The 26,171-nt window shown below is 62.3% G+C and carries 24 protein-coding genes and 2 tRNA genes; 6 read left to right on the forward strand and 20 right to left on the reverse strand.

From position 1 onward, the window contains the following. Window position 1: 1 nt before the first annotated feature. From FG13_RS26830 to FG13_RS26870, 9 genes are all read right to left on the reverse strand, one after another. Window positions 2–1,246 carry a TerD family protein gene (locus tag FG13_RS26830; RefSeq protein WP_035826024.1) on the reverse strand — a complete coding sequence of 415 codons (1,245 nt, stop codon included), beginning with the start codon at window positions 1,244–1,246 and terminating at the stop codon, window positions 2–4. Continuing rightward, window positions 1,243–2,229, reverse strand: coding sequence for an HpcH/HpaI aldolase/citrate lyase family protein (locus FG13_RS26835; protein ID WP_035826029.1), 987 nt, complete (start codon window positions 2,227–2,229; stop codon window positions 1,243–1,245). Before FG13_RS26835 ends, FG13_RS26830 begins: the two co-directional genes overlap by 4 nt. Beyond that, window positions 2,222–3,328, reverse strand: coding sequence for a cysteine protease StiP family protein (locus FG13_RS26840; RefSeq protein WP_035826032.1), 1,107 nt, complete (start codon window positions 3,326–3,328; stop codon window positions 2,222–2,224). Before FG13_RS26840 ends, FG13_RS26835 begins: the two co-directional genes overlap by 8 nt. Beyond that, entirely contained in the window at window positions 3,325–4,077 is a 753-nt protein-coding gene (locus FG13_RS26845; protein ID WP_035826036.1) for an HAD family hydrolase, read from the reverse strand. Before FG13_RS26845 ends, FG13_RS26840 begins: the two co-directional genes overlap by 4 nt. Next, window positions 4,055–5,212 (reverse strand): phosphoribosyltransferase domain-containing protein, encoded by a 1,158-nt coding sequence (locus tag FG13_RS26850; RefSeq protein ID WP_035826038.1) that lies wholly within the window; start codon window positions 5,210–5,212, stop codon window positions 4,055–4,057. The genes FG13_RS26845 and FG13_RS26850 overlap by 23 nt, the downstream gene beginning before the upstream one ends. Next, window positions 5,209–6,246 carry an ATP-grasp domain-containing protein gene (locus FG13_RS26855; protein ID WP_035826040.1) on the reverse strand — a complete coding sequence of 346 codons (1,038 nt, stop codon included), beginning with the start codon at window positions 6,244–6,246 and terminating at the stop codon, window positions 5,209–5,211. Before FG13_RS26855 ends, FG13_RS26850 begins: the two co-directional genes overlap by 4 nt. Window positions 6,247–6,341: 95 nt before the next feature. Continuing rightward, window positions 6,342–7,058, reverse strand: coding sequence for a TIGR00266 family protein (locus tag FG13_RS26860; protein ID WP_035826041.1), 717 nt, complete (start codon window positions 7,056–7,058; stop codon window positions 6,342–6,344). A 64-nt stretch (window positions 7,059–7,122) separates the two neighbouring features. After that, entirely contained in the window at window positions 7,123–7,698 is a 576-nt protein-coding gene (locus FG13_RS26865; protein ID WP_034785104.1) for a TerD family protein, read from the reverse strand. A 100-nt stretch (window positions 7,699–7,798) separates the two neighbouring features. Then, a complete protein-coding gene (locus FG13_RS26870) occupies window positions 7,799–8,881 on the reverse strand; it encodes a DUF475 domain-containing protein (protein ID WP_035826043.1) in 1,083 nt (360 codons plus the stop codon). Between the two features lie 246 nt (window positions 8,882–9,127). On the opposite strand from FG13_RS26870, the gene FG13_RS26875 reads away from it, so the two are divergent. The 3 genes from FG13_RS26875 to FG13_RS26885 all read left to right on the forward strand — a co-directional run bounded on the left by FG13_RS26875 (window position 9,128) and on the right by FG13_RS26885 (window position 14,190). After that, a complete protein-coding gene (locus tag FG13_RS26875) occupies window positions 9,128–9,553 on the forward strand; it encodes a divergent PAP2 family protein (RefSeq protein WP_035826045.1) in 426 nt (141 codons plus the stop codon). A 239-nt stretch (window positions 9,554–9,792) separates the two neighbouring features. After that, entirely contained in the window at window positions 9,793–10,965 is a 1,173-nt protein-coding gene (locus tag FG13_RS26880) for an efflux RND transporter periplasmic adaptor subunit (protein ID WP_035826047.1), read from the forward strand. Between the two features lie 3 nt (window positions 10,966–10,968). Further along, window positions 10,969–14,190: an efflux RND transporter permease subunit gene (locus FG13_RS26885; protein ID WP_035826049.1), complete on the forward strand. Its 3,222-nt coding sequence runs from the start codon at window positions 10,969–10,971 to the stop codon at window positions 14,188–14,190. Window positions 14,191–14,285: 95 nt separating this feature from the next. Here the strand turns inward: FG13_RS26885 and FG13_RS30560 are convergent, their stop codons facing one another. The 6 genes from FG13_RS30560 to FG13_RS26915 form a co-directional block, all read right to left on the reverse strand. Continuing rightward, complete coding sequence (locus FG13_RS30560) at window positions 14,286–14,663, reverse strand: hypothetical protein (protein WP_051959486.1); 378 nt, start codon at window positions 14,661–14,663, stop codon at window positions 14,286–14,288. Between the two features lie 237 nt (window positions 14,664–14,900). Further along, window positions 14,901–15,824, reverse strand: coding sequence for an SAM hydrolase/SAM-dependent halogenase family protein (locus FG13_RS26895; protein WP_051959487.1), 924 nt, complete (start codon window positions 15,822–15,824; stop codon window positions 14,901–14,903). 17 nt (window positions 15,825–15,841) lie between these two features. Further along, entirely contained in the window at window positions 15,842–18,355 is a 2,514-nt protein-coding gene (locus FG13_RS26900) for a TonB-dependent receptor plug domain-containing protein (RefSeq protein ID WP_035826051.1), read from the reverse strand. 112 nt (window positions 18,356–18,467) lie between these two features. Continuing rightward, window positions 18,468–19,346, reverse strand: coding sequence for an NAD(P)H-hydrate dehydratase (locus FG13_RS26905; RefSeq protein ID WP_035826053.1), 879 nt, complete (start codon window positions 19,344–19,346; stop codon window positions 18,468–18,470). Between the two features lie 31 nt (window positions 19,347–19,377). Beyond that, window positions 19,378–20,142 carry a histidine phosphatase family protein gene (locus FG13_RS26910; protein ID WP_035826056.1) on the reverse strand — a complete coding sequence of 255 codons (765 nt, stop codon included), beginning with the start codon at window positions 20,140–20,142 and terminating at the stop codon, window positions 19,378–19,380. Between the two features lie 80 nt (window positions 20,143–20,222). Then, entirely contained in the window at window positions 20,223–21,623 is a 1,401-nt protein-coding gene (locus FG13_RS26915) for an L-cystine transporter (RefSeq protein ID WP_035826058.1), read from the reverse strand. 261 nt (window positions 21,624–21,884) lie between these two features. On the opposite strand from FG13_RS26915, the gene FG13_RS26920 reads away from it, so the two are divergent. Both FG13_RS26920 and FG13_RS26925 read left to right on the forward strand, forming a co-directional pair. After that, window positions 21,885–22,262, forward strand: coding sequence for a nuclear transport factor 2 family protein (locus tag FG13_RS26920; protein ID WP_035826060.1), 378 nt, complete (start codon window positions 21,885–21,887; stop codon window positions 22,260–22,262). Window positions 22,263–22,271: 9 nt separating this feature from the next. Then, window positions 22,272–22,661: a hypothetical protein gene (locus FG13_RS26925; RefSeq protein ID WP_035826062.1), complete on the forward strand. Its 390-nt coding sequence runs from the start codon at window positions 22,272–22,274 to the stop codon at window positions 22,659–22,661. A gap of 3 nt (window positions 22,662–22,664) precedes the next feature. On the opposite strand, the gene FG13_RS26930 is transcribed toward FG13_RS26925, so the two are convergent. Both FG13_RS26930 and FG13_RS26935 read right to left on the reverse strand, forming a co-directional pair. Next, complete coding sequence (locus tag FG13_RS26930; protein WP_035826064.1) at window positions 22,665–23,276, reverse strand: IMPACT family protein; 612 nt, start codon at window positions 23,274–23,276, stop codon at window positions 22,665–22,667. A 57-nt stretch (window positions 23,277–23,333) separates the two neighbouring features. After that, a complete protein-coding gene (locus FG13_RS26935; protein WP_035826065.1) occupies window positions 23,334–23,600 on the reverse strand; it encodes a hypothetical protein in 267 nt (88 codons plus the stop codon). A gap of 93 nt (window positions 23,601–23,693) precedes the next feature. Between FG13_RS26935 and FG13_RS26940 the strand changes: the two genes are divergently transcribed. After that, window positions 23,694–24,458, forward strand: coding sequence for an AraC family transcriptional regulator (locus FG13_RS26940; protein WP_442905223.1), 765 nt, complete (start codon window positions 23,694–23,696; stop codon window positions 24,456–24,458). A gap of 248 nt (window positions 24,459–24,706) precedes the next feature. Here FG13_RS26940 and FG13_RS26945 read toward each other — a convergent pair whose 3' ends face one another. The 3 genes from FG13_RS26945 to FG13_RS26955 all read right to left on the reverse strand — a co-directional run bounded on the left by FG13_RS26945 (window position 24,707) and on the right by FG13_RS26955 (window position 26,144). After that, complete coding sequence (locus FG13_RS26945) at window positions 24,707–25,690, reverse strand: HEPN domain-containing protein (protein ID WP_152598874.1); 984 nt, start codon at window positions 25,688–25,690, stop codon at window positions 24,707–24,709. A gap of 232 nt (window positions 25,691–25,922) precedes the next feature. Continuing rightward, a tRNA-Lys gene (locus FG13_RS26950) sits at window positions 25,923–25,998 on the reverse strand. A 70-nt stretch (window positions 25,999–26,068) separates the two neighbouring features. Beyond that, a tRNA-Lys gene (locus tag FG13_RS26955) sits at window positions 26,069–26,144 on the reverse strand. Window positions 26,145–26,171: the final 27 nt, after the last annotated feature.

A 26,171-nucleotide genomic window follows, 5' to 3' on the forward strand; every position in this document is an offset into this window, starting at 1 on the left:
ATCAGTCCTTGCGGCCGGCTTTCCAGTTCAGACCAAAGTTATATCTTTCGTCCATGGCCTGGTGCGCCGTGATTTTACCTTGGCCGCCGAAGTATTCCACCAATTTTGTCACCTGCAGGTTGCCGCCGTGGTTTTCCAGCATGGCGATGGCGCACATGGCGTGCTGGCTGTCGCTGTCGAGGCGCACTTCCACGGTAGGCTGGCCGGGAATCTCGATCGTCACGACGCCATCCGTGGCGGCCCAGTTCGGCACGCCTTCGTAGATGAAGGCGTAGACGAGCACGCGCTTGATCTGGTCGAAATGGGTGCCGTTGATGAAGATGTTTTCGCCGCTGCTGATGCTGCCCGTGCGGTCGTCGCCTTCCAGGTGGATGTACGGCGGACGGTCATACGCGCCCCAGCTGTTGCCCAGCGCCTGCACGGCGCTCTTGGCGCCGCCGCTCATTTCGAACAGGCAGCCGATATCGAGGTCGATGCCGCCCGAACGGCCAGCCGGCTTGTTGAACAGCTTGCCGAGGAAGCCCGTGTCCAGTTTTGACGCGGGCGCCTGGCCTTGCGACGCGTTCTGGTTCCAGTTCAGGTTGACCCGGATGCGGCCATAGCCGCCGCTGTCGCGCTTGTCGAGCGAAATCTTGTCGCCGCGCTTTTCCAGACGGATTTTCGACAGCGAGATTTTATTCGCCGCAGGCGGGGCCGCTGGCGCAGGCACGGAAGCTGGCGCTGGCGCCGGGGACGACGAAGCCGCTTCGCTGCCGCCAAAGTGCTTCAGCAGGGCAGCCAGGCCGCCGGCGAAACCCTGGCCCACGGCGCCGAAGCGCCAGCTGCCGTCGCGGCGATACAGTTCGCCGATGATGACGGCTTTTTCGTCCTGGAAGTCATTGCCCGTGAAGGCAAACGTGGCCGCCTGGCCCAGCGCCATGCTGGAGTTGCCCAGCGCGCGCATGCTGCCCTGTTCCGTCGCCGCAGTAAACACCAGCTTGTCGATCGAGGCGGGCAGGCGCGAAAGGTCGACCTGGAAGGTCGAGCGGGGACCGTTCAAGTCCACCGTGATGGCGTTGTCGGGCGCGCTTTTCTGGTTGAAGAACACCATGTAGCGGTCATCCGACAGCTTGCCAGCCGCATCGACGCCGAAGCAGCTGACGTCCACTTCCATCGAACCCGAAACGATATCGAGCGTGACGGCAAACGGGCCATTCAAGCCCAGGTCAGCCAGTTTGCCTTTTTGTCCGCGTGTGAAATTGGTCATGGTCGTGCAATCCCTTCGTCGCTTGAGAGTTGAATCAATGAGGTATTCGCGTGGTGCGCCGCGGCGCCATCGGCCGCATGGCGGATGCCGAACAGGCGCGCCTGCTCGATGATGCGCAGCGCCCAGCTACTGTGGGTCGCCACTTCGCACATCGATTCCTGCATGCGGAATACGGCCGGGCTGTCCGGGTCGATGATGCGCAGCGCCAGTTCGATGTCCGACTGCGCCACCTGGTAGTGGCGTTCGATCTGCGGCACCTGGTCCGGGTGGATGGCCGTCTTGGCGATCATGCCGTGCGCCATGTCCTGCGCCACTTCGGCATCCAGCCAGCTGCCTTGCGACAGGTGCTCGAAGACGGGCGCCGTCAGCTGGAAGCCGTGCGGCTTGAAGATGGTGACCAGGCGGCCGATGACCTGGCCCAGCGGCGTCTGATAAATGGTGCCGCTGGTGGGGCGGCGCAGTCCCAGCAGGGCCAGCAGATCGTTGCCGCCGATGCGCAGGGCCAGGATGCGGCGGCGCACTTCCGGCGCCGACAAAATGATGCGGAACTGCTTCATTTCCTCGTCGTCGAACACTTCCGCCGTTTCCAGCGTCGGCATCAGCAGATGATGCGTGTGGCGCACCAGCTCGAAATACGCGCTGAAGTTGTGGCGCGTGGATTTCGGCAGCACGAAGCCGCTCAATTTGTCGGCGCCGGGCATGGCCAGCACGCGCGCCAGCACGTCGAGATTGCGCACGCGCACGAAGCGCAAGGTATCCGATTCGTCGCACATGTTCTGCAGCGCCAGCGATAAATTGAACAGCGCGTAACTGAGATCGCGTTCCGCGATGGCGTCTTCGGTGCAAAGGATCACCGAACGCAAATGGCTGAATTTGTCGCCATTGGCGATCGCCAGCAAATCCTTGTGCGTGGTCGGCACATACATGGAGGCGCCCAGCGCCGCTTTATGCTCACTTTGTGGGTGTAGGGAGTTGTTATCCATCGACTGCGCTCCTGATAAGGGCGACCGCCTGGTAAGGCAGCGCCGGTTCTACTGTGACGGGTATGGCTTTTTCCTGCGCCAGAAGCAGCAAATGTGCCACGTCCGGCGCATTCGTGTCGCGCACGATCAGGCGCTCGGGCACGCGGCGCAGCAGCACGCGCGTCGCTTCGCCGATGCCTGGCTTGATCAGATTGATGTCGCTGATGCCGTATTCCTGCTGCGCGGCGGCCATGTAGGCTTGCGAGCGGGCCGCCATGGCTGGCGCATCGCTCGCTTCGGCCAGCGGGATGCCGCTGCTGGCGGCAATCGCCACGGCGTCGGCCACCAGGCCGTCGGCGAAAGCGCGCGACTGATCGTGCGCTTCGAACTGCGCGTAGTACACGCAGCCGTGGAAGTCGCCGGGGGCTATGGCATCATTGAGCACGGAGCGGCTGACCAGCCCCGAGACGGTGGCGTTCAGAATGCTCGACGGGATCAGATAGTCGCTGGCCGAGGCGGCGCAGGCGGCCGTGCCAGCCAGGTCGGACAGCACGAACAGGCCGCCGTCAATCGCCGTGGCATGGGCGGCGTTGAAGTCGCTGACGGTCTGGCGCAGTTCGCGCGAAATCACGCCCTTGCCCGTCCAGCCGTCGACGAAGACGATGGAGTCGGCCGCATGGCCTTGCGCCAGGATGTGGTTCAAGGCATTCGCGTCGATGCCGCGGTCGCGGATGATGGAGACGGAATAATGGCTGCAGTCGCGCTGGAACACCTGGCGCAGCAAGTGGCCCAGGATCACGCCCACGGGCGTGCCGGCGCGTGCCAGCGACACCAGCGTGATGGCGCCAGTGCGGCGCGCCGCGATCAGGGCGGCCAGGCGCAGGCAGTCGCGCGCCATCTGCAGGCGGTTGGCCGCGAACGCGCTCTGGAACAGCGCCAGGTAGGCGGGCGAGGGCAAGGACTCGGGCGACAGCATTTCGCTGTAGTGGCGCTGGCCCGACTGGATCAAGCGCTCTTTTTCGGCCAGGTCGAGGATGGGTTCGAGCGCCATCGGCGTGAGCAGAAACTCCACGTCTTCCTGGCGGTAGCTGCCGCTGAAATTCTGCTTGCCGTCGGTCATAGCGCCGCCACCGTGAGTGCCGCCAGCTGGGTGCCGTTGGGGATGATGGCGTAGTCGCAGGCTGCCATGAAGCGCGCGTCCGAACGGCTGTCGCCCATGCCGAAGCTGACGATGGGGCCGTGTTCGGCTTCCAGTTCCGCGCGCAGGTAGGCCACGGCGCGCGCCTTGTTCAAGGTTTTCGGCAGCACGGCCAGGTTGTTGCCGTTGCGGTGGATGAAGTAGTCGGCACCTTCGGTGGCGATCCACTGCTGCAGCACTTGCTCTTCGATGTCGGCCAGGCGTTCGCCGCGCGCTTCATGATCCTTGACGACGATGTAGAACGGCGTGTTGTAGTCTTCGATCAGGCGCGCGCGCGAAGGCATGCCCGTCTTGACCTGGAAATCGTCGATGATGCGCATGGCGTCCCGCAGGCCGGGCAGGGCCGTCTGCATGTCGTTCTGCATCAGGGACAGCCAGCCAGAGTCGAGCGCGCCGCCAGGCTGCAGCACGATGCCGCCGTAATCGAGCACGCTGTAGCTGGTAAACGGCAGGTCGACCCGGCGAAACGCGTCGCCATTTCTCGCCGTGGCGGGAATCAGGGTCATGCCGCTTTGCGCAAACTCAAAGAAGGCGCGCTGGCGGGCCGTCGTAAACGAGCAGGCGTCGCCATTTTTCAAATACGCGGCTGGCTGCAAATCGGTCTCGCCCAGGCATTTTTTAGGGGTCTGGAACAGTGTGTCGTCCAGATCAACAAACAGGAATTTCTTCAATTTTGGTCTCTGACTGAAAGTGGAACAGGCGGCCGTTCAACTGGCCGGCGAGTTGCATGAGGGCCGGGCTGGCCGGGGTTTCATGGCAGATGAAAACGTGCTGGTACTGGCCAGGCGCCACGTTGTACAGGTAATTGGCGATGCCTTCGCCGTAGTTGTCGTCGCAGTTGACGATGTGGCCGACGGAGCCCCACGACAGGATCGGCGAGCGCGTGGTCGACTGCACCACGACGTTCTTGCCCAGGCTTTCCAATTCGCGCGCCAGCAGGAACGACGGGTGCATGAATTCGCCCGTGCCCAGCACCAGCACGGAGTCGCCGGCGCCGATTTCCTGCGCCAGCTGCACCGCCAGGCCTTGCGGCGGCGTCAAGGCGCGTCCCACGCCGATGCGGCCGAACGCCGGGCTGGCGCCCCGTTCCGCATTCGCCTCAAAACGTTGCGCGCTGGCCGCCACGGGAGCTGGCGCTGCGCCGGCCTGGAAAGCGTATTGACCGGACAAGGCTGCGCCGATGCTGGTGGGCAGGCCGAAACGCTCACTCAAGCCCGCGTTGGCGGCCTGGCCCATGAAATTGGTAATCACGCCCAGGTGCAGTTTTTCCAGCTGCGGATAACGCGCGCGGCACACTTGCACCAGATTGGCGAAGGTGTTGCCGGTCGACGCTTCATCGTCGATCAGCACCAGGCTGCGGGCCGTGGAAAACAGGGCGCTGGCAGCGTCCGACAAATGCAAAAACTGGCGCGGCGCATGGCTGTGCGATTCCTCGAATTCGAAGAAGGGCACCGTGCCCACGCGGTAGCGCGAGCTGTGCAAAAACAGCGCTTTTCCGTTAGGATTGGCGCGCAGCCACGCTTCGAACACGCCCTGGCCCAGGCCGACGGCCGTTTCCGCCATGGCGATGAAGACGACGGGGCCGGGCAGGCTGGGGGGAATCTGCGCGGCCAGGTCGTCGTGGATGGTTTGCATGGCGCGCGGCGTGACGGGCCAGTGCTTGCCCAGCACCTTGGACAGGAACAGGAAGCCCCGCTTGGCGTTGGCGCGCGCGGCAAAGCCGATCAGCCAGTCGAGCGGAAAGCGCGCCTCGTCCACTTTCAAGGTCAGCTCGCCCGTGGGCATCTGCTGCTTGACGATGTTCATGGCAGCTCCACGGCGTAGGCGGCTTCGCCCACGCGCATGCCTTCGTGGATGGCGGGCACGGTGAGCTTGTCAAAGCCCTGGTCGAAACCGGCCAGCGCCAGGTAGGGCAGGTTGGGGCCGGCCGCGCAGGCCATGCCGATGCCGCCCGACATGCGCGGGTTGATCTCCAGCAGCGCCAGGCCATGCGCGCCTACACGGAACTGGATGTTGAAGACGCCATTCAAGCGGTAGTCGCGCGCCAGTTTGTCGCAGGCCGCCAGCAGGTCGTCGCGCAGTTCGATCAACTGGCCGCTGCCGCCTCCGTTTAGCTTCTTGCGCGGCACGGCGCAAATGAGCGTGCCCTGGTCGGCCACGCAGTCGGCGCTGTATTCGTGGCCATCGAGGTATTCCATCAGCAGCAGGGTCTTGAACGATGTCATTTGCGCGAGGCCATTGCGCAGCTCTTGCGCATTGATTTGGTAGGCGGCGCCGGCCAGCAGCAGCTGGGCGCTGCTGCGCTCTTCATCGAGAATGGCAAAGCCCAGGGCATACACGGATTCGGACGGCTTGATGCACAGCTTGCGGTGCAGCGGCCGCAGCTCGGCGTAGGCGGCATCGTATTCTTCGATGGTGGTCACGGCGCGGTAGTCGGCCGGACGCGCCATGGGCAGATCGAGACCGTCGCAGAAGCGCGCCTTGTCGTGCATCAAATTCAGGGTCTCTTCGCTGGCCACGCTGAGTACGCGCGTGCCGATGGCGGCGAAGCGCGCGCTGGCGCTGCCGATCAGGCCCGCTTCCTTGCCGGGCCAGAAAATCGTGATGTTGCGCTCGCGGCAAAATTCCAGGCACCACTCGACATAATTGAGGCCCGTGAGGCCCGATGGTTCGACCGCGTATTCGTGCGCCGACAAAAAGGCGGCGGCATGCGCGTTCGTATTGCTGCACACGATGTGGTAGCGCGGCTTGCCGCCGGTGGCGGCCATGTCGGCCTCGCGGATCAAACGCATGGCCGTGCCGACCGAGGAAAATGTTTTGTTGAACCAGACTCTTTGCATGTACGGGGACCGGGTGGAAATAGGGGAAGCCGCGCGCAGGTGCGCGCGCGGGGAGTCTAAACGACCAGACTTAACCTGGCCTTAGAGGGAAGGGGTCAGCCGGCTTTGCCCGACGCCGTCCACTTCAGGAACGCATCGCGGTTGCGCGAGCAGATGAACACCTTGCCCGAGCCGGAAAAGCGCAGCACGATGCCTTCGCCGCTGGTCACGCTATTGACGATATTGCCGAGGAAGCCGCCGATGCCGCCGCCGCTGGCACCGCCGCCCGTGGTCACGGAAATCTCGTATTTCAGGCTGTTGTCCCAGCAGACCACGTGGGAATTGTCGATCACGACGTCCTTGCCCGGCTCAACGTCGAGCTGGAACATGGAGCCGAAGCCCGACACCACCACTTGTCCCGTGCCTGCCGTCTCCATGACGAAGAAGCCGCCCGACTGGGCGAACAAGGCGTTGCCGATGCTTTGCGTGCGCACCTTCATTTCCGTGCCCGAGGTGGCGGCGACAAAAGCGCCGTCGTTGAGCAGGTACTGGCGCGCGCCCACGTCGACCACTTCGATGGCGCCCGGCAGGGTGGGCGAGAGCAGGCAGTCGCCGCTGCCGCGCACCGCTTCGATGTGCTGCTGGAAGAACGATTCGCCATTCGCGAAGCGGCGCATGATGGCGCTACCCAGGCCGCCCGTCATCTTGCCTTTCAAGTCCAGCGCCGTTTCCATCATCACCATCGCATCGGATTCGCAATAGATGGTTTCGCCCTGCTTCATGCTGACGTGCAGGAATGGATCGACGTCGCCCGTGACACTAAATACTGGCATGATAAATCTCCAAAAAAAAGCCGCCTGAATACGTCCAGGCGGCTATGTTTAGCGCATAAAACGTTTAGGCATTGACGCCGAACGAGCGGGCCAGAGGGCCCAGACCGCCGTTGAAGCCCTGGCCGATGGCCTTGAACTTCCATTCGCCGTTGTAGCGGTAGATTTCGCCAAAGATCATCGCCGTTTCCGTCGAGCTGTCTTCGGACAGGTCGTAGCGGGCGATTTCTTTTTCGCCTTCCGCGTTCAGGCAGCGGATGAAGGCTTTCGAGACCATGCCGAAATTCTGGCGGCGCGCGTCGGCGTCGTGAATGGTGACGGTGATGCTGATGCGGTCGATGTCTGCCGGCACGCGCGACAGGTCGATTTCGATGCGCTCATCGTCGCCTTCGCCTTCGCCCGTGGTGTTGTCGCCCGTGTGGACGACGGAACCGTCGGTCGACTTCAGGTTGTTGTAGAAGATGAAGTCAGAGTCGCCACGGACTTTGCCGTCGCTTTTCAGGAGGAAAGCACTACCGTCAAGGTCGAAGGTGGCGCCGTCCGTCGAACGAGGATCCCAGCCGAGGCCGACGATGATCTTCTTCAGGTTCGGTGCTTCCTTGCTCAGGTTGACGTTGCCGCCTTTTTGCAAACTGATTGCCATGTGGTGCTCCTTTTCAATAATTGACTCAAACATGCCTTCATGGGATGAGCGCCAGACGCTCGTGCCATTACTCTTTCAATTGGGGGCGGAACCCCCGATTTCAAGCTTGCGCCGCGTGCCGTTTGCGATAACGCAGGGACGACCACAGCGAGACCAGGATGAAGGCCACGCCCGACAGGCCCGTGAACCACTCCGGAATATGGTACTTGACGGACGCCAGCATGATCAAGGCAAGGATGCCGATCGCATAATGGGCGCCGTGTTCCAGGTAGACGAATTCGTCGAGGGTGCCCTTGTGCACGAGGAACACTGTCATCGAGCGCACGAACATGGCGCCGATGGCCAGGCCCAGCATGATGATGACGACGTCGTTGGTGATGGCAAAGGCGCCGATCACGCCGTCAAAGCTGAACGAGGCGTCCAGCACTTCCAGGTACAGGAAGCCGCCGATACTGCCGCGCGCCACCGTTTTCACGAGGTCGCCATTGCCGTTTCTGGCTGGCGCGGCGCCTTCGTCCGCCTCATCCTGCAAGTCCGGTTCGCCTTCTTCCAGCAAGCCGCTGATCCAGTTCACGCCGATGTAGACGGCGATGCCGACGATGCCCGACGCCAGCACGCTGTATTTTTCGTCCGCAGGGCCCATGGCCACGCAGGCGGCCACGGCGCCCATGGTGATCAGCACGGCCAGGCTTTCGGTGCCCAGCGCGTTGACTTTTTCCTCGGCCCAGCCCAGCCAGTGCAACTCTTTTTCATCGTCGAACAGGAAGTTCAGGAACACCAGCAGCAAAAAGGCGCCGCCGAAGGCCGCCACTTGCGCATGGTTGTCCGTCAGGTGCTTGGCATACACATCGGGCGTCGTGGTGGCCATGGTCCACACGTCGACCAGGCCCAGGCCCGTGGCGACGGAAACGATGACCAGCGGGAACAGCAGCCGCATGCCGAAGACGGCCACGAGGATACCGACCGTCAAGAACAGTTTTTGCCAGAATTCATTCCAGTGGCGCAAGACCGAGGCATTCACCACGGCATTGTCGAATGACAGCGACACTTCCATGATGCCCAGTACGCCCGTGATCCACAGCGCCTGGATCATGCCGGCCATGCCGCCATGGCTGTAACCCCACCAGCCCGACACCGCCATCAGGATAAAAGTGACTAAAAAGGAAATTCTGAAATGCCGCATGAGGACCCCGTTGCAAGTATGAAAGACGTTTGATTATCCGCGCCGCTGTGCGCGCCGCACTCAGTGTTGATATACGTCAATTGTTGTATATGCCATGATTTTATATGATCGCCGCCGCCGGCGGCGTTTTTATGGACTGGCGATAGACAGTTCTGCTGGCGCGGATGATCTGCGATAATTGCGGCGCACCTGTCTGGCTGCCGCAGCCCCTGACACACTCTCTACATATATAAGAAGGAATACCCCGTGGATATCGCTTACCTCGTCACGCCCCTGATCGCCTGGATCCTGGTCGGTCCGATCAAATTCCTGATCAACAGTGTCCGCACGCGGCAATGGGCGTTCGGCCTGGTCGGCAACGGCGGCTTTCCGAGCAACCATAGCGCCGTCGTTTCCAGCATGGCAACTTTGATCGCCTTGCGCGAAGGTATCGGCCATCCAGCCTTCGGCGTGGCGGTGACCTTGGCCTTCATCGTCATCATCGACGCCAACAGCCTGCGCCAGCACGTGGGCAAGCAGGCGGCCGCCATCAACCGCCTGGCCGGAGAAGCGGCCAGCGCCGCGCACAAGACCTTGCGCGAGCGCATGGGGCATACCCTGGTGGAAATCGCCGGCGGGCTGTGCACGGGCGTGGCCATCGGTTTCCTGATCAACACCGTGTTTGCCCGCTAAGTTCGCTTCTCTGAAACGCAAAACCCCGCTTGAAGGCGGGGTTTTGCGTTTCAGGGCGTAAAAACTACGTTTCATCCATTCATTAAAGCATTACAGGAAACCGCCGATTGACATGCCCGGACACGCTCATGGATACTTTGGCGCTTGTGGTTTTAATAAAAAAATTATGCCTGCTATCGCTTGCAGCCCTATCCGGGCCGCGCGGACGGTAGTGGTGCTATCTATCCGGAGAATTACCCATGTTGCGCAAAACCCTGTTTGTTCTGGCAATCGCTTCTGCCCTGGCCGCCTGCGGCAAAGAGTCCAAAGACCCCGGCAAGGGCGGCAAGAATGCCAAGGAACAGGCGAGCGCTGCCGTCAATTTGCTGGTATCCCCGGAAGACTTGCTGACCATCCAGAGCAATGCGCTGGCGTCGGGCCCCGTCATCACCGGTTCCGTGCAGCCTGAGCGCAACGCGGACTTGCGCGCTGAAGTGTCGGCCGTGGTGCTCCAGGTCCTGAAGGAAAACGGTGAAGTCGTCAAACGGGGCGACGTGCTGGTGCGCCTGGATGAAACGTCCATCCGCGACAGCCTCAACTCGGCCGAGGAAGCCAGCCGCGCCGCCAGCCAGGTGCTGGAGCAGTCCGAACGCATGTTCCAGCGCATGAAAACCCTGCGCGCCTCGGGCATGACGTCGACGCAGGCGCTGGAAGACGCGGAAATTCGCCGCAATAATGCGCAAAGCGATCTGTCCGCCGCGAAAAGCCGCGCCGTGCAAGCCCGTCAGCAGCTGCAGCGCACCCTCGTGCGCGCGCCGTTCGACGGCATCGTGAGCGAGCGCAAGGTATCGAATGGCGATACGGCGCAAATCGGCAAGGAATTGATCAAGGTCATCGATCCGACCAGCATGCGCCTCGAAGGCCTGGTGTCGGCCGACAAGATCGGCGTCGTCAAGGTGGGCCAGCCCGTGCTGTTCCGCATCAATGGTTATCCAGGCCAGGATTTCGCGGGCAAGGTGCGCCGCGTCGATCCTGCCGCCAATACCGTCACGCGCCAGGTGGCCGTGCTGGTCGATTTCAATGACAAGGAACAGCCGCGCGTGGCGGGCCTGTATGCGGAAGGGCGCATCGAGACGGAAACCGTCAGCGCGCTGATGATACCCGACTCGGCCCTGGTGAAGGCGGGCGACGTCACGTACACGTGGAAAGTCAAGGACAAGGCTTTGCATAAAGTCAACTTGCGCATCGGCGCGCGCGATGTGCGCACGGGCCAGTGGGAAGTGCAAAGCGGTCTGGCCAGCGGCGACACCGTGCTGCGCACGCCGGGCTCGACCTTCAAGGATGGACAGAAAGTGGAATTGACGGCCGCCAAAGCCGTGCCAGCGGCCGCCGTGGCCAGCAGCAGCACCGCCGTTGCCGGTAAAGGAAACTAAGCCATGTTCCTTTCCGATTTCAGTATCAAGCGGCCCACCGCCACCATCGTCCTGATCCTGGCCATGATGTGCGTCGGCTTGCTGGCGCTTAAGAAACTGCGCGTCAACCAGAATCCGGACGTCGAAGTACCGTTCATTGTCGTCAGCATTCCTTACCCGGGCGCATCGCCCGACACGGTCGAGCGCGAAGTGGTGAACCGCCTGGAAAAATCCTTGCAAAGCATTTCCGGCGTGACCGAAGTCAACAGCGATTCGAATGAAGGTTCGGCCAGCATCTTCCTGAAGTTTTCCTTCAATACCAATTTGATCGAAGCGTCCGACAATATCCGCAACGCGATTGCCGCCGTGCGCTACAAGTTGCCGACGGAAATGCGCGAGCCCATCCTGCAGCGCATCGACCCGGCCGCCGAACCGATCATGCAGCTGGCGCTGTCGTCGAATGCGCAAAGCCATGCGGAAATTTCGCGCCTGGCCGAAGACGTGCTGTCGGACCGCTTCCGCACCGTCGATGGCGTGGCCCTGGTCAACGTGGGCGGCTCGCTGAAACGCGAACTGTCCGTGCTGCTGCGGGCGGAAAAATTGCGTGAATACAATGTGTCCGTCAGCGACGTCGTGACCGCCTTGCGCAACCAGAACACGAATGCCCCGGTGGGCAAGGTGCGCGGCACCCTGGATGAGAAAAGCATCCGCCTGGTCGGCCGCATCGAGTCGCCAAGCGACTTCGAAAAAGTGGTGATCAAGCGCCGTGGCGAGGAAATCGTGCGCCTGGCGCAAGTGGCCACCATCGAGGATGGCTTTGCCGAAGTCAACAGCCTGAGCATGCGCAGCGGCAAACCCAACGTGGGCATTTCGATCACCCGCGTGCGCGACGCTTCCACCGTCAGCGTGGCCAACAAGATCCGCGACATGGTGGCGGAAATCAACAAGACCTTGCCGAAAGGCACAATCTTGCAAGTGACGCGCGACGGCGGCGAAAACGCCCAGCATAGCTTGAACAATGTGATCGAATCGCTGGTGCTGGGCGCCGTGCTGACGATTTTCGTCGTCTACGCCTTCCTGAACTCGTGGCGTTCGACCCTGATCACGGCGCTGAGCCTGCCGACTTCCGTGATTGCCGCCTTCATTGCCGTGTGGCTGTGCGGCTTCACCCTGAACTTCATGACCCTGCTGGGCCTGTCGCTGGCCATTGGCGTGCTGATCGATGACGCCATCGTGGTGCGCGAAAACATCGTGCGCCACATGCAGATGGGCAAGGATCGCCGCACGGCCGCGCTGGAAGGCACGGCCGAGATCGGCATGGCCGTGGCCGCCACGACCTTCTCCATCATCGCCGTCTTCATTCCCGTGGCCTTCATGCCCGGTATCTCCGGCGAATGGTTCCGTCCGTTTGCCTTGACGGTGACGTGCTCGGTGCTTGTCAGCCTGGGCATCTCGTTTACGCTTGACCCGATGCTGTCGGCCTACTGGGGCGACCCGGTCGAGGAACACTCGGCGCCGAAAAAGGGTATTGGCCGCGTGCTGGAAAAATTCAACCACTGGTTCGACCATCAGGCCGACCGCTATGGCCGCGTGATCGCCTGGGCCCTGCATCACCGCCGCTGGATGGCCGTCATCGCCTTCGGCAGTCTGGTGGGCGCCATCGTCCTGCACTCCACGCATGGTGGCACGAGTTTCTTGCCGGCATCCGATTCGGGCAATCTGATGATTAATGTGCGCACTCCATCATCGAGCAGCATCGAGTACTCGCGCCTGAAACTGGAAGCGGCGGCCGTACTGGCGCGCACCTTGCCTGAAACCAAGGATACCAACAGCTCCATCAATGCGGGCGGCGGAAGAGTGTATGTCGACATCGGCAAGCGCAATACCCGCAAGCGTTCGGCCAAGGAAATCGCGGTCGAGCTGCGCGAGAAGATGTCGCGCCTGGTGGGCGCCGAATACGTGGTCCAGGATGACCTGAGCAACGGTTCGCAAAAGCCGATCCAGGTAGAATTCACGGGCCCGGATTCGCGTAAACTGATGGAAATCACGAATGCCTACATGGACAAGCTGCGCGCCATTCCTGGCGCCGTCGATGTGGGCTTGTCCGAGCAGGATCCGAAAAACGAGCTGCAGATTGAACTGAACCGTGGCCTGGCCAACTCGATGGGCATTTCCGTCAATGACGCGGCGCAATCGTTGCGCGTGGCGTTTGCTGGCGTGGAAGTGGGCGACTGGGTCGATCCGACGGGCGAAACGCGCGACGTGGCCGTACGCCTGCATCCCGATGACCGCGTGGCGTCGGAAAACATCGAGCGCCTGCCGATCAGCGTGACGGGCACGTCGCAAATGGTGCCGCTCGACCAGATCGCCACCATCACCATGGGCAAGGGCCCATCCGGCATCGAGCACAAGAATGGCAAGCGCACGATCACCGTGTCGGCCAATGCGCAAGGCCGCTCGAACGGCGAAGTGACGAGCGACGCCATGAAACTGGCCAACTCCATCGACTTCCCGCCTGGCTACGGCCTGGCGCTGGGCGGCGCCGGCCAGGATCAGCAAGAGCTGTTCACGGAAATGCTGATCGCGCTGGTGATGGGTATCGGCCTGATGTATTTGATCCTCGTGATGCAGTTCGGTTCCTTCACGGCGCCGGTGGCCGTGATGATGTCCTTGCCGCTCAGTTTGATTGGCGTGGTAGTGGCGCTGGTGATCACGAACAATACCCTCAACCTGATGAGCTTTATCGGCATCATCATGCTGATGGGCCTGGTCGCCAAGAACGCCATCCTGTTGCTCGACGCGGCGCGCAAGCGCGAGGAAGAGGGCCATGGCCGCGAAGACGCGCTGATGTATGCAGGCCGCATGCGTCTGCGCCCCATCCTGATGACGACGTTTGCGCTGATCGCCGGCATGTTCCCCGTGGCGCTGGGCCTGGGCGAGGGCGGCGAGTTCTATCGCCCATTGGCGATCGCCATCATCGGCGGCACCATCACGTCGACGATTCTGACCCTGCTGGTCGTGCCGACCTTTTACGACAGCATCGAGATCGCCCGCGATGGCGCCGTGGCCAAGTTCCACCGCCGCGCCGCGCGCATGCCTGTGGCCGTGGCCATGATATTGACCTTGCTCGAATGCGTGCTGACCTTGCTGATGGTGCGCTTCGTCTACCGCATGCTGAAAAAGGCCGTGCTGTTCCTGATGGGACGCCGCACGCCGAAGGCGACATCGGTCAGCCTGCAAAAGTAATACCGGGCCAAGGCGCAGCTTACGCTGTGCCGTGGTATTTCAAGAGCCTTCCTCGGAAGGCTCTTTTTTTTGCCTGGCTGGCCGGCCAGGGCGCGCTAGCTGTTGCGCGGTGGCGGCGTGGTGCCGGTGCCGGTTCCGGTCCCCGTGCCAGTCCCAGTTCCCGTGTCGGGCGTCGTTCCTGTGCCGGTGCCAGTTCCCGTGCCGTTATTGGGCGTGGTCGTGCCATCGGGATTGGTGGTGGTGCCCGGTGTCATACCCGGCGTGGTGCCTGGTGTGGCCGGCGTGGTGGTGTCCGGATTGGTCGTGCCCGTGGTGCCGGATGTGCCGCTGGTGGCGGGCGGCGTCGCCGGCGCGGTGGCGGCGGGCGTAGCGGTGGTGTTGGTGTCGTTGCGTTTGTTGCAACCACCCAGCAGCGCACAGACGATGGCGCTGCCGAGGACGAGCTTGCTGGTGGTCAGGAGTGTAGCCGTCATGATGATTCCTTTTCAGTGAAAGACTGTCGTGGAAACGCATGCCTCGCCAGATTGCGTATCTGGAACAAGGCTGGCATCGCTTGCAAGAATTAGAGTAGGTGTGATGGCACAGGTTCACCGGAGTTGCCCGTGCTTGGCGCTGGCGGAGGCGGGGAGAGCGCTGCGTTTGATGTAGCGCAAACCCGCAAGGGATACGAAAACGGCCAGAGCAGGATGTCCTGGCCGTTTTCGGGTGGTTTATTTGGCGGCAGGGGCCTTGCTCACTTCCACTTCCCAATCCACGCCCGATTCGATGTGATGCTTGGCAGCAAAGTCACCCTGGCTGATGGCGACGGCCACGTCGAGCAGGCTGTTCAGGTAGACGAGGGGCTTGCCCTTGGCGACGCCGCCAAACGTGTGCTCGAATGGCGCCGTCACCTTGGCCACTTGCTTACCCTTGTGCAAGATGCGCACTTGTAGCGGATCGTGCAGTTTTACCTGCAACTCGTCGAGCAGCGATTTCGGGATATTCGTCCACACATTGCCATACTTGACGTCGAGCACGGGCACGATGCCGCGGATGGTATTGCCGTCGCGCACAGGCTTTTGATACGCGATTTTCACCACGGATTCGCTCGGCAATTGCGGGCCTACCTGTTCATACGTGATGGCGCCCGACGCCAGGCGCGCACCGACGTACGCGTACACGTCGCGGCCATGGAAAGTGTACGACTCGCTTGATCCCGCCAGGCGGTTGACCTTTTCATCGATTTCGCGCAGTTCGGCCACGCCGTCGCGCTCGGCTATCAGGGTGAACAAGCCATTGTCCGGCCCCACGAAAAAGCGTCCACCCTTGGTTTTCAGCACCACCGACTTGCGATTGGTCCCCACGCCCGGGTCGATAACGGACACAAACACCGTGCCTTGCGGCCAGTAATTGGCCGTCTGATACAAGCGGTAGGCGCCCAGCCAGATGTCGTAGTCGGGAATCTGGTGCGTCAGGTCCGAGATGGTCAGTTGGGGATCGACGCCATAGGCCACGCCATGCATGGCCGACACGGCGCCATCGGCCGTGCCGAAGTCCGTCATCAGCACCAGCGGAGATGCGGCTTGCGCGGCGGACAGCAGAAGGGTGCTCAGGCAGGCGCCGGCGACGAGGTGGAAAATTTTCTTGATGATCATGGGTTCTTTCCGTAACGTTAAAACGTGTAGCTGAGCTTGGCGTAGAAATACGCGCCGTTCACGCCGATGGGGTTGATGAAATTGTAGGGCAGGGCGCCGCCATACGTGGCGTTATTCGTTTCACGCACGCGCTGCGGATAGCGGTCGAGGATGTTGTTGCCGCCCACGCTCAAGGTCAGCTGCTTGCTCAGTTTCAATTGGCCTTCCAGGTCCAGCGACCAGACGGCGCCGAAGCGCTGTGCGGGGATGCCGTCGATCAGGGGCGCATCGCTGTCGTACGAAAAATCTTTCAGCTCGCCAAAGCGCGTGGCGCGCGCCTGCACGCCCCAGCCGGCCGCCTGCCAGTCGGCGCCGAGTATCAATTTGCTGTTGGGGGACGCATGTTTGATGCGGAACAAACTCGTCTCCGTCAGCAGGGTCAGACTTGGGTCGATATTGGACAGCGCGGCGGAACTCTGGCGTACCTTGTCGAGGCTGGTCTTGTTCAGGTTCAGCGCCGCGTTCAGGTTCAGCTTGCCTGACGTGAACGACAGGTCGTGGTTCAGCACCACGTCCAGGCCCTTTGTGCGCGTGTCGAGCAGGTTGGCCAGGTAGGCCACGGACTGGATGTCGCTGCGGCCATTCGCGGCCAGATAGGCCGTGACGGCGTCGCTTTGCAAGTCGCTCGAGCGCGTGATGCGGTCGCGGATGCGGATCACGTAGGCGTCCACCGTCACGCTGGTGGCGGCGGCCGGTTTCCAGGCCAGGCCCAGCGAGACGTTGGTCGATTTTTCAGGTTTCAGCTGTTGCGCGCCGAAGCTGCGCGCCAGCGGGTCGCTGGCCGGCAGCAATGCCGCCGTTTGCAGGGCCGTGCCATCGGCGTTGAAGTTCAGTGTGGCGAAGCGGAAGCCCGTTTGCACGAGGGCCGGCGCGCGGAAGCTGTTCGACAGCGAACCACGCACGAGGAAATTATTCGTTACTTTATAGCGCGTCGACAGCTTGCCCGTGCTGGCGCTGCCGAAGTCGCTGTAGTCGGAATAGCGGGCGGCGGCGCCCACCAGCAGGCGCGGCGTGAGGTCGCTTTCCACGTCCGCATACACGGAGCGGATTTGCCGGCTGCCGTCGTAGGCGTCCGATGGACGCAGGCCAGGTCCCGCCTGCGCGCCCGGTGGCGCATCCGTGAAGCTGCCGGCCGCATACGAGGCAGGGTCGCCGGCCGAGCTGGTGTAGGTTTCGCGCATCCATTCGGCGCCCACCGCCACGTTCAAGGGGGCGGGCAAGCCGATGTCGATGCTGCGTGTGGCATCGAGGTTCAAGGCGTTCTGGCGGAAGTCGAAACCGGCCAGCTTGAAACGCGTGGGGCTGGCCGCGCCCAGCGAGGCGTTGACGGAGTGGCTCACGCCGTAGTCAAAGCGGTCGCTGCCGTGGCGCGCGCTGGCGTCCCAGTTCCACTCGCCCAAGCTGCCGCGCACGCCGGCCACGATGCTGAGGTCGCGCTTGTCGCCATTGGTGACGGGACGGTAGCCGTTCGGATACAGGGCCAGTACATTCGACGGGTCGCCCGGATAGCGGAAGTAGGCGCTGCCGTCCGACTTGCGTTCGTTCAAGGTGGCAAACGAGTACAGGTCCAGGCCGTTGGCCAGGGTGAGCTGGGTGTTGTAGAACAAATAGTTGTTGCGCTGGCGCGAGTCGCCGGACTTGAACACGACCTTGCCGTCGAGCGCCTGGTCGGCTGGCGTGAAGTTGTAGGACGTCCAGCCCGCGTCGCTGGGGCCGGCCCGTTCCGTGGGCGAGCGGCGCCGCGTTTCCGCGCCGAAGCGGAAGAAGCCCGCTTCGCCCAGCGGCACGCCATAGTCGGCGTTGACGATGACGGTCTGGCCATCCGTCAGGGTTTGATCGGTCGGCTCGAAATGCGTGTGGTTGGCGCCATAGCTGACGGAGGCGGCGCCGCCTGTGCGCGCCTTTTTCAGCACGATGTTGATGACGCCCGCGACGGCATCGCTGCCGTACTGGGCGCCGGCGCCGTCGCGCAGGATTTCGATGTGGTCAATGGCGTTCGGCGGGATGGCGTTGATGTCGACCGGTACGGTGCCGGCGAAGCTGCTTTCCGTGTCGAGCACGGCGCTTGTGTGGCGGCGCTTGCCGTTGATCAGCACCAGCACCTGGTCGGGCGCCAGTCCCCGCAACTGGATGCCGCGCACGGAGTCCGACGCGCCGCTCGACTCGATGCGGGGGAAGTTGATCGACGGCGACAGGTTTTGCAGGGCCGCGCCCACGTCGCCCGTCGACAGCGCATTGCTCACTTCGCGCGCGCCGAAACGGTCGATGGGCACGCTGCTGTCGAACACGGTGCGGTTGCGCGCGCGCGAACCGACGACGGTGACCTGGTCGATGCTGGCGCCGGCCGTTTCAGCGGCGGTACCTGTGCTGGTGCTGGTTTGCGCGTCCTGTGCCCAGGCGGGCGCGGTGCCCAGCATGGCGCAGGCCAGCACGATGGCGCGCAGCGGCGTGGCGGGAAGGGAAGGCGTGGTAGTTGAATGGCGCGGATACAAGGCGGTGTCCTTTGGGCTCGATTAGTGTTCGTGTGGAAACAGTTGCAATGAGCTTAAGGGACGCATGCGCCGGCGCTAACGATTCTTTCTGGATATGCTTATGCTGTTGTTTTTATGCCGTCAGATTGCGCAGCAGGGCGGGAATCTCGGCCGGGATTTCGCGCGCCAGGTAGCCGAGAATGCCGAAGCGCAGGGCCAGCTGTTCGCCCGCCAGCGCATGCAGGGCGATGCCCCAGGCGCAAGCTTGTTCCAACGGCGCGCCGCGCGCGGCCAGGCCCGTGATGATGCCGGCCAGGGTGTCGCCGGAACCGGAAATGGCCAGGCCGATGTTGCCGCCCGCATGTGTCCAGCTGGTGCCATCGGGCATGGCGAGGACGGTCAGCGCGCCTTTCAGGGCGACGATGGCGTTCCAGCGCCGCGCCGCGTCCATGGCGCAAGCATGTGGGTCGGCCAGCACGGCGTCCTTCGACAGGCCCATCAGCTGGGCCAATTCACCCGCATGCGGCGTCAGCAGCACGGGCTGATCAAAACGGAAGTGCGGGGGCTTGCGCACGACCTGCATGGCGCAGGCGTCAAGGATCAGCCGGCTGCCGGCAAACAGAGGCAGCAAATGGCGCATCAGTTCGCAGCTGGCGGCCGTGTCGCACATGCCTGGCCCGACAAGCACGGCGTCCACCTTGCCGGCCAGCGGCGCCAGCTGATGTTGCGCTTCATGGCGGAAGCCGCCCAGCGCCGTTTCGTCCAGGCCGATGACCCGCGCCTCGGGCATGGCGACGGCCACTTGCGCCGCCACCGATGCGCCCGTCGCCAGGGTCAGCTTCCCCGCGCCCGCGCGCAGGGCGGCCGTGGCTGCCAGCAGGATGGCGCCTGGCATTTCCGTCGAGCCGGCGACGATCAGCAAATGGCCGCGCACTTCCTTGTCGCCATCGGGCTGGGGCATGGGCAGGGGCCAGGAGCGCAGCAGGGTAGGCGTGATGTCGGTGGTGTCCATGCATGGCCTCCGAAAAAACTAGGATTTGGGACTAGGATTTGGGCGCGGCCGGCATGTCGGGCTGGGCCGTGACGGGTGTGCCCGATTCGACCAAAGGCGCGACGAAGTTGCACAGGTCCAGCTGCAGCTTGCCGTGCTTGCCCAGGGCGGGGTTGAAGGCGTACGAGGTGACGCCGCAGTTGGGCACGTCGGCCGCCTTGTCGATGGCCAGGATGGCTTGCTCGTCGCAGCGTTCCAGCAGGTAGCGGAAGCAATTGACGATGACCTGGTGGCCGACGATCAGCACCCGTTCTCCCCGGTATTCGCGGGTAATGGTGTCGAGCACGCTGCGCAAGCGCAGGATGACGTCGCACCAGCTTTCGCCGCCCGGCGGACGGAAGTAAAACTTGCCCACGTGCTGGCGCTGCTCGTGCAATTCCGGGTATTTGCTGGCGATGCCGTGCACGGTCAGCCGGTCGAGGATGCCGAATTCCTTTTCGCGCAGGCGCTCGTCGGCCACCACGGAGCTCAAGCTGTCCGCATCGATGCGCGCCAGCACGGCTTGCGCCGTCTGCTGTGCCCGCACGTACGGCGAATACAGCACGACGGTCGGTTGTTGTTCAGGGGGAAGGGTGGCGAACCAGTCGCCGAGGGCTTGCGCCTGGCGCGTGCCCAGTTCTGAGAGGGGGACGTCGACATCGCGTTCGGCGATGGCGATCAACAACTGCTTTTCCGCTTCGGCGGCATCGCGCGCCACGTTGCCGGCACTTTGGCCGTGACGCACGATCCAGATTTGCTGCGGCCATTTCTGTTCCATTGCCTTGCGCCTTCCTCTGCATTTATTGTTGATAAATATAGAGGAAAGCGGCAAGGCGCGGCGCGCCGCTGGATACGTTCTTAGGCGGCGTGTTCCGCTTCGTCCAGGTCCGGCGCATCGTCGCTGTTGTAGACGGCCAGGTCGGTCTGTCCCATGACCCGGCTGGTGACGGTGCCGGCCGTGATCGAGCCGCTCACGTTCAGGGCCGTACGGCCCATGTCGATCAGCGGTTCGACCGAGATCAGCAAGCCGGCCAGCGCGACGGGCAAGTCCATCGCCGACAGCACGATCAGGGCGGCAAACGTGGCGCCGCCGCCTACGCCGGCCACGCCGACGGAACCGATGGTGATGATGGCCAGCAAGGGCAGCAGGAAGCTGATCGTGAACGGGTCGACGCCGACGGTCGGGGCGATCATGACGGCCAGCATGGCCGGATAGATGCCGGCGCAGCCGTTCTGGCCGATGGTCGAACCGAACGAGGCGGCGAAGTTGGCGATGCCTTCCGGCGTGCCCAGGCGCTGGGTTTGCGTCTGCACGCTCATCGGGATGGAACCTGCGCTCGTGCGCGACGTGAACGCGAAGGCCAGCACGGGGAAGACTTTTTTCACGAAGCGCAGCGGGTTCAGGCCCACGCCGGCGATGATGGCCAGATGCACGAGGAACATCAATATCAGCGCGCTGTACGAAGCGACGACGAAGTTGATCAATTTTAAAATGTCCGTGTAGCTGGACGAAGCGACCACTTCAAACATCAGCGCGAACACGCCGTACGGGGTCAGGCGCAGCACCAGGGTGACCATGCGCATGACGATGGCGTGCGCCACTTTCATGAAGTTCTCGAACGAGGCGAAGATTTCCGGCTTTTTCGCGGCGATGCCGGTGGCCGAGATGCCGATGAAGATGGAGAACACCACCACGGCGATGGTCGACGTCTTGCGCGCGCCCGTCATGTCGAGGAAGGGGTTGGTCGGCACGAAGCTGACCAGCAGTTTCGGCAGCGACAGGGCCTTCGCCGTTTCCAGCGAGCCTTGCAGCTGCACGCCGCGCGCCACTTCGGCAGCGCTCGAGGTCAGGCCGACAGCCGTCAGGCCGAACAGCTTGGCCATCAGGATGCCCAGCGCGGCGGCGATGGTGGTGGTGATGAGCAGGGTGCCGATGGTTAACGCGCTGATCTTGCCCAGCGAGCTCGCGTCCTTGAGTTTCAGGATGGCGGAAATGATGGACACCATGATCAGCGGCATGATGATCATCTGCAGCAGTTTGACGTAGCCGCTGCCGACGATGTCGATGTATTCATTGGTGCCCGCGATGACGGGCGAGCCGGCGCCGTACAGCCACTGCACGGCCGCACCGAGCAGCACGCCCAGGCCAAGGCCCGTGAAGACGCGCACGGTAAACGTCGCATGTTTGCGTTGCTGGTGGAACATGAAAGCGAAGACGAGCAACGCAACGAGCAGGTTCAGGATGATGTTAATTGCCATGAAGGGGCCTTATCTTGGTTTTATTCGAGACTGCACGGAGCACATAAAACAGTACTACAACTGACAGCTGCCCCAGCCCGGGGCGGAAGGGCAAGCACTGTACAGTACTATGGTGGCGTTTTGCGCAATACCGCTGCGAATATTACGCTATATAAATATGCTCCACAGGCATAAGTCTTCCGGCGGATTGTGAAAAACCCGATTTCATGCCAGCATGTTTTGCCTATTTATCAATGTCGTGCATATATTTGAAGGAAAAAGATGAATGCTTTAACGGAAGTACAAGTACTCGATGCGGAAGAGCGCTTGCGCCTGGCCATGATGGCCTCCGACGTTGCCGCGTTGAATGTCTTGCTGGCCGACGACTTGTTGTTTACCAATCACCTGGGCCACTTGCTGAGCAAACATGCGGACCTGGCCGCGCACGAGCAGCGCCTGCTGGCCATCACGGATCTGCGCGCATCCGAGCGCCATGTGCGCATCAGCGGCAACGTGGCCGTCGTCTCCGTGCGCATGCAGCTAACGGGCCGCTATCACGACGTGGAAACGCATGGCGACTTCCGTTTTACGCGCGTCTGGGCGCAGGACGCGGCCGGCGCGCTGCAAGTGATCGCCGCCCATTCCGGCGTCGTGGCTTGAGGAGTATCAGTGGATCATCGTTCCAAAGGGCAGCTGTTTGAAGCTGTCATCGCCGCCGGCCCGGCCACCCTGGCCATCACGGCCGGCTATCCTGTGCTGTTGTACAACCTGGTGCGCACCTGGGCCGACGCCCCCGGCGCCAATGCGCTGGCCGCGCTGCTGCTGACGGGCGGGGTGTGGGCCTTGCTGGAATTCTGGCGCATCGCGCTGGCGACCGTGGCGCGCAAGGCATACGCATTCAACTGGCGCTTCTGGCTGGCCATCGCCGGTTTCCTCGGCTGCTTCGTGCGTTTCGTGCCGGACATGCCGGCTGGACTGATGCTGCTGTTGCTGGTGCTGCCGGCGCTGGCGTGGACGCATTTCATCTTGCTGCAGATCAAGCGCCCACCCAATTTGTAAGTTTTATTCTTCCTCTTCGGCTTCTGCTTCTGCTTTCAGCCAGGCTATCCGTCCATTGCCCGCCTCATGCAGATGGGCCAGCAGGGCGGTGGCGGCCGCTTCCGCCAGGCTGAAGTCGAACAGCACGTGCTCGCCGTGTTCCACGTTCAGCAAGGTGGCGCCAGCGCCATCGAGTTCGCGGCGCAGCATGCCTTCCATCGCATACGGCACCGTGCAGCGCAGGGTTCGCTGGCGCACGATGGCCGTCTTTTCCGCCTGCAGCAGTGCCTGCGCCACGCTGTCCGTGTAGGCGCGCACGAGGCCGCCCGCACCCAGCTTGATCCCGCCAAAGTAACGCACGACGGTCGCCAGCACGCCTTCCAGGTCCTGGTGGCGCAGCACGTCGAGCATGGGTCGCCCGGCGGTGCCGCTCGGTTCGCCATCATCGACGGCCGCCGACTGCCCGCCCGCCAGCAGCGCCCAGCACACATGGCAGGCGCCCGGATGCTGCGCCTTCAAGTCATTGACCACCTGCTGCGCGCTGGCGCGGTCCGTCATTGGCTGCACGCAACCGATGAAACGGCTTTTCTTGATGATCAGTTCGCTGTGGACGGGAGTGGCAATGGTAAACGGCATGGCGGGTGCGAAGGCGGGCAAAGCAGCATGATAGAGGAAATGCGCGCCGGGGACGAGTCAGTCCGCTCGCGCTGTGGGGGCGGCCACCAGTTCGCGCAGCGCCGCATCGCGCACTTGCACGATATCGAACAGTCCCAGCGCGTGCAGAGCGGGCAAGGCGTCAACAATGTCGCGCTCGGCGACGGCCTTTTCGTCGATGCCGCTGGACTCGTCCAGCCATAGCCGGGCATTGGCCAGGAAGGCGCCCACCGTGCCCTTGCGTACGGTCACGCCATTGAACTGGCCCTGGTTTTGTTGATCCGGCAATACGTCTTCTGCGCGCATGGTGAACTCTTGAATGTTGGAAAGACTTCACTGTATGATGGCAAGATTGTCTTGCCTGCGTTGTTTATGTCATTCAATACGTCAAATCCGCCAATCTTGTCGCCATCGCTGCCGCTGCGCGCCATGCATATTTCCCAGCCGCAGCAGCGGGTGACGGCGGCGCACCGCCACGCCAGCGGCCAGCTGTTCGGCGCCATGCGGGGCTTGCTCTCCGTTGCCGCCGACAGCGGGCAATGGGTGGTGCCGGCCAGCCACTGCGTGTGGATGCCGCCCCATCACGTCCATGCGTTGCGTTCGCATGGCCCGTTTGCGGGCTGGAGCGTGTATGTGGACGAAACCAGTTGCGCCGACTTGCCCGCCGCGCCGTGCGTGATGCGCGTCTCGGGCCTGCTGCGCGAAGCGGTGGGCCGCGCCAGCGCCTGGGACGATGGTCCGCTCGACGCGCGGCAGGAGCGGGTCGCGGCCGTGATACTCGACGAAATCGCCGCCGCGCCGCACGAGCCCTTCGGCTTGCCCCTGCCCACGGACCCGCGCCTGCTGCGCGTGGCGCGCGCCATCCTCGATGACCTGGCCGACGAGCGGGGCATGGGAGCGTTGGCCGCCTGGGCAGGCGTGTCGCCGCGGACCCTGGCGCGCCGTTTTACTCAGGAGACCGGCTTTACCCCCTCGGCCTGGCGCCAGCGCGCCCGCATCCTGCGCGCCCTGGAGCTATTGGCCGGCGGCCAGCCCGTCACGACGATTGCGCTGGACCTGGGCTACGATAATGTCAGCGCCTTCATCGCCATGTTCAAGCGGGTGATGGGCGTGACGCCGGGGAGGTATGGGGATGGCAGTGAATCGAGCAATATCGGTGTTTGATAAAGCGCCACTTGCTGCAGATAAAGATGGTTAAGGCTGAAATCGTGTAAGAATGCCGGACTTGAACCTGACCCGCAGTACAGGAGTCGTCGGCGCAATGATCTAGAGCGGGCTTACTAAGTGGAGGCCGGTAATGCAAGAACTGCACAGGCTGCACTCCATATAGTGGCGTGGCTACGAGAAGATTCTAACCGCTCAGCCTTGCCATCGCTCCAGCCGTCGGCAAACCCTGTCCGAAGCTGAACGAGCTACTCCATGAATTCGAACCAAGGCGGCTTTCGCATGGTTATTGCTGCATCATCGCCTATGTGAGCGCGCTTAACGTGAGAGGATATTTCGACAATTAGCGGAAGGGATTTCTTATACAGAGTAATCACCGCTCGATATCCGCCCGGGAAAGGGTGTCCATATCGGGATTGAATGGCTCGATTAGCGCTAGGGAGAAAGCCAGTTTTTCCTTCGATATCGAGAGGGATATTTAACGATTTTACTTGCCTGATCAGCTCAGTCAATTTGTGCTCTTGCACGGGGACTGCTCCAGTCTGCGAGATCAGCGTCTTAATCACATTTTCGATTGCGAAGTGGATCTCCCACGCGGCCGATGCATAGTCTTCTTCCGTGCGTCTGGCGATATGCTCCGCAGCTTTCCTTACCGATAAGAGGGTAGCGTTTCTGTGCTGGACGTATCTGTCTGGTGCAGGATAACCCATCTTAAGATAGAGATTGATTGAGCGGAGTTGTGCCGTCAGCGACCTGAGGTCATGGTCGAGACGTAACGATTCGCTTGCGGTTAAATTGAGCAAGGCTGGCGGCGCAGATATCCAGTCACGAGGGCACTCGAATTCACCTAGTTTTGGTCCGAAAAAAAGAGTCGATTGTTCTCCGGATGGGTGGGCTTGCCCGTAGTTTGGCGTGATGCCGACCTTGAAGGGGAGGCTGTGAATTTCAACGATTCCGAGTAGTTCCCCTTGTTTGTCCTTAAGTGCCTGGCCGTATCGTGTCTCAAACCAATCTGCAACGATTGCGAAAATAATTGCAAACCATTTCTGTTCGAATGGTGGCTTGTCCGACTTCGGCTCTACAGTGAGAAAATCTGATAGCAGGATATTGGTAGCGTCCATCGTTCTTTTCCACAACGGACAACCAATCAGATTGAGATCGTCGTCAATATCTGGGAGTAGTTGCCAGATTGCGCCAGCTAATTCAGGATTTGTCTCTACCACCTTTTTCATGCTTCGGCCCCTAGTATTGGTCGATGGCCTATGCTATAGCGTATGCTAGGTAGAGCCATTGTAGCACTGGCGATCTACGAGATTGCCTTAGTGAATGATCTCCGAGTGGATTGGTGACGGTCTAGATGCCGCTTAGGGTTACGGCTAGGGAGCGGTTTGGCGGAAGCGACCAGAGAGCGACCAGACGCAAAAAAGCCCACGAACCGAAATTCGTGGGCTTCTCTGAAGTATTTGGTAGGCCGTGCGGGATTCGAACCTGCGACCAACGGATTAAAAGTCCGCTGCTCTACCAGCTGAGCTAACGACCCAAAAACTTTGACTACTTGCTGCGGTGACACTGTGTCATATCAGCATGCTTGCATGATGACGACTGAATCTTGGTAGGCCGTGCGGGATTCGAACCTGCGACCAACGGATTAAAAGTCCGCTGCTCTACCAGCTGAGCTAACGACCCAAGGGCGGCTATTATGACGGCCAACGG

Source organism: Janthinobacterium sp. RA13, assembly GCF_000745325.1.
In the GTDB taxonomy this organism is placed as follows: Bacteria; Pseudomonadota; Gammaproteobacteria; order Burkholderiales; family Burkholderiaceae_D; genus Janthinobacterium; species Janthinobacterium rivuli.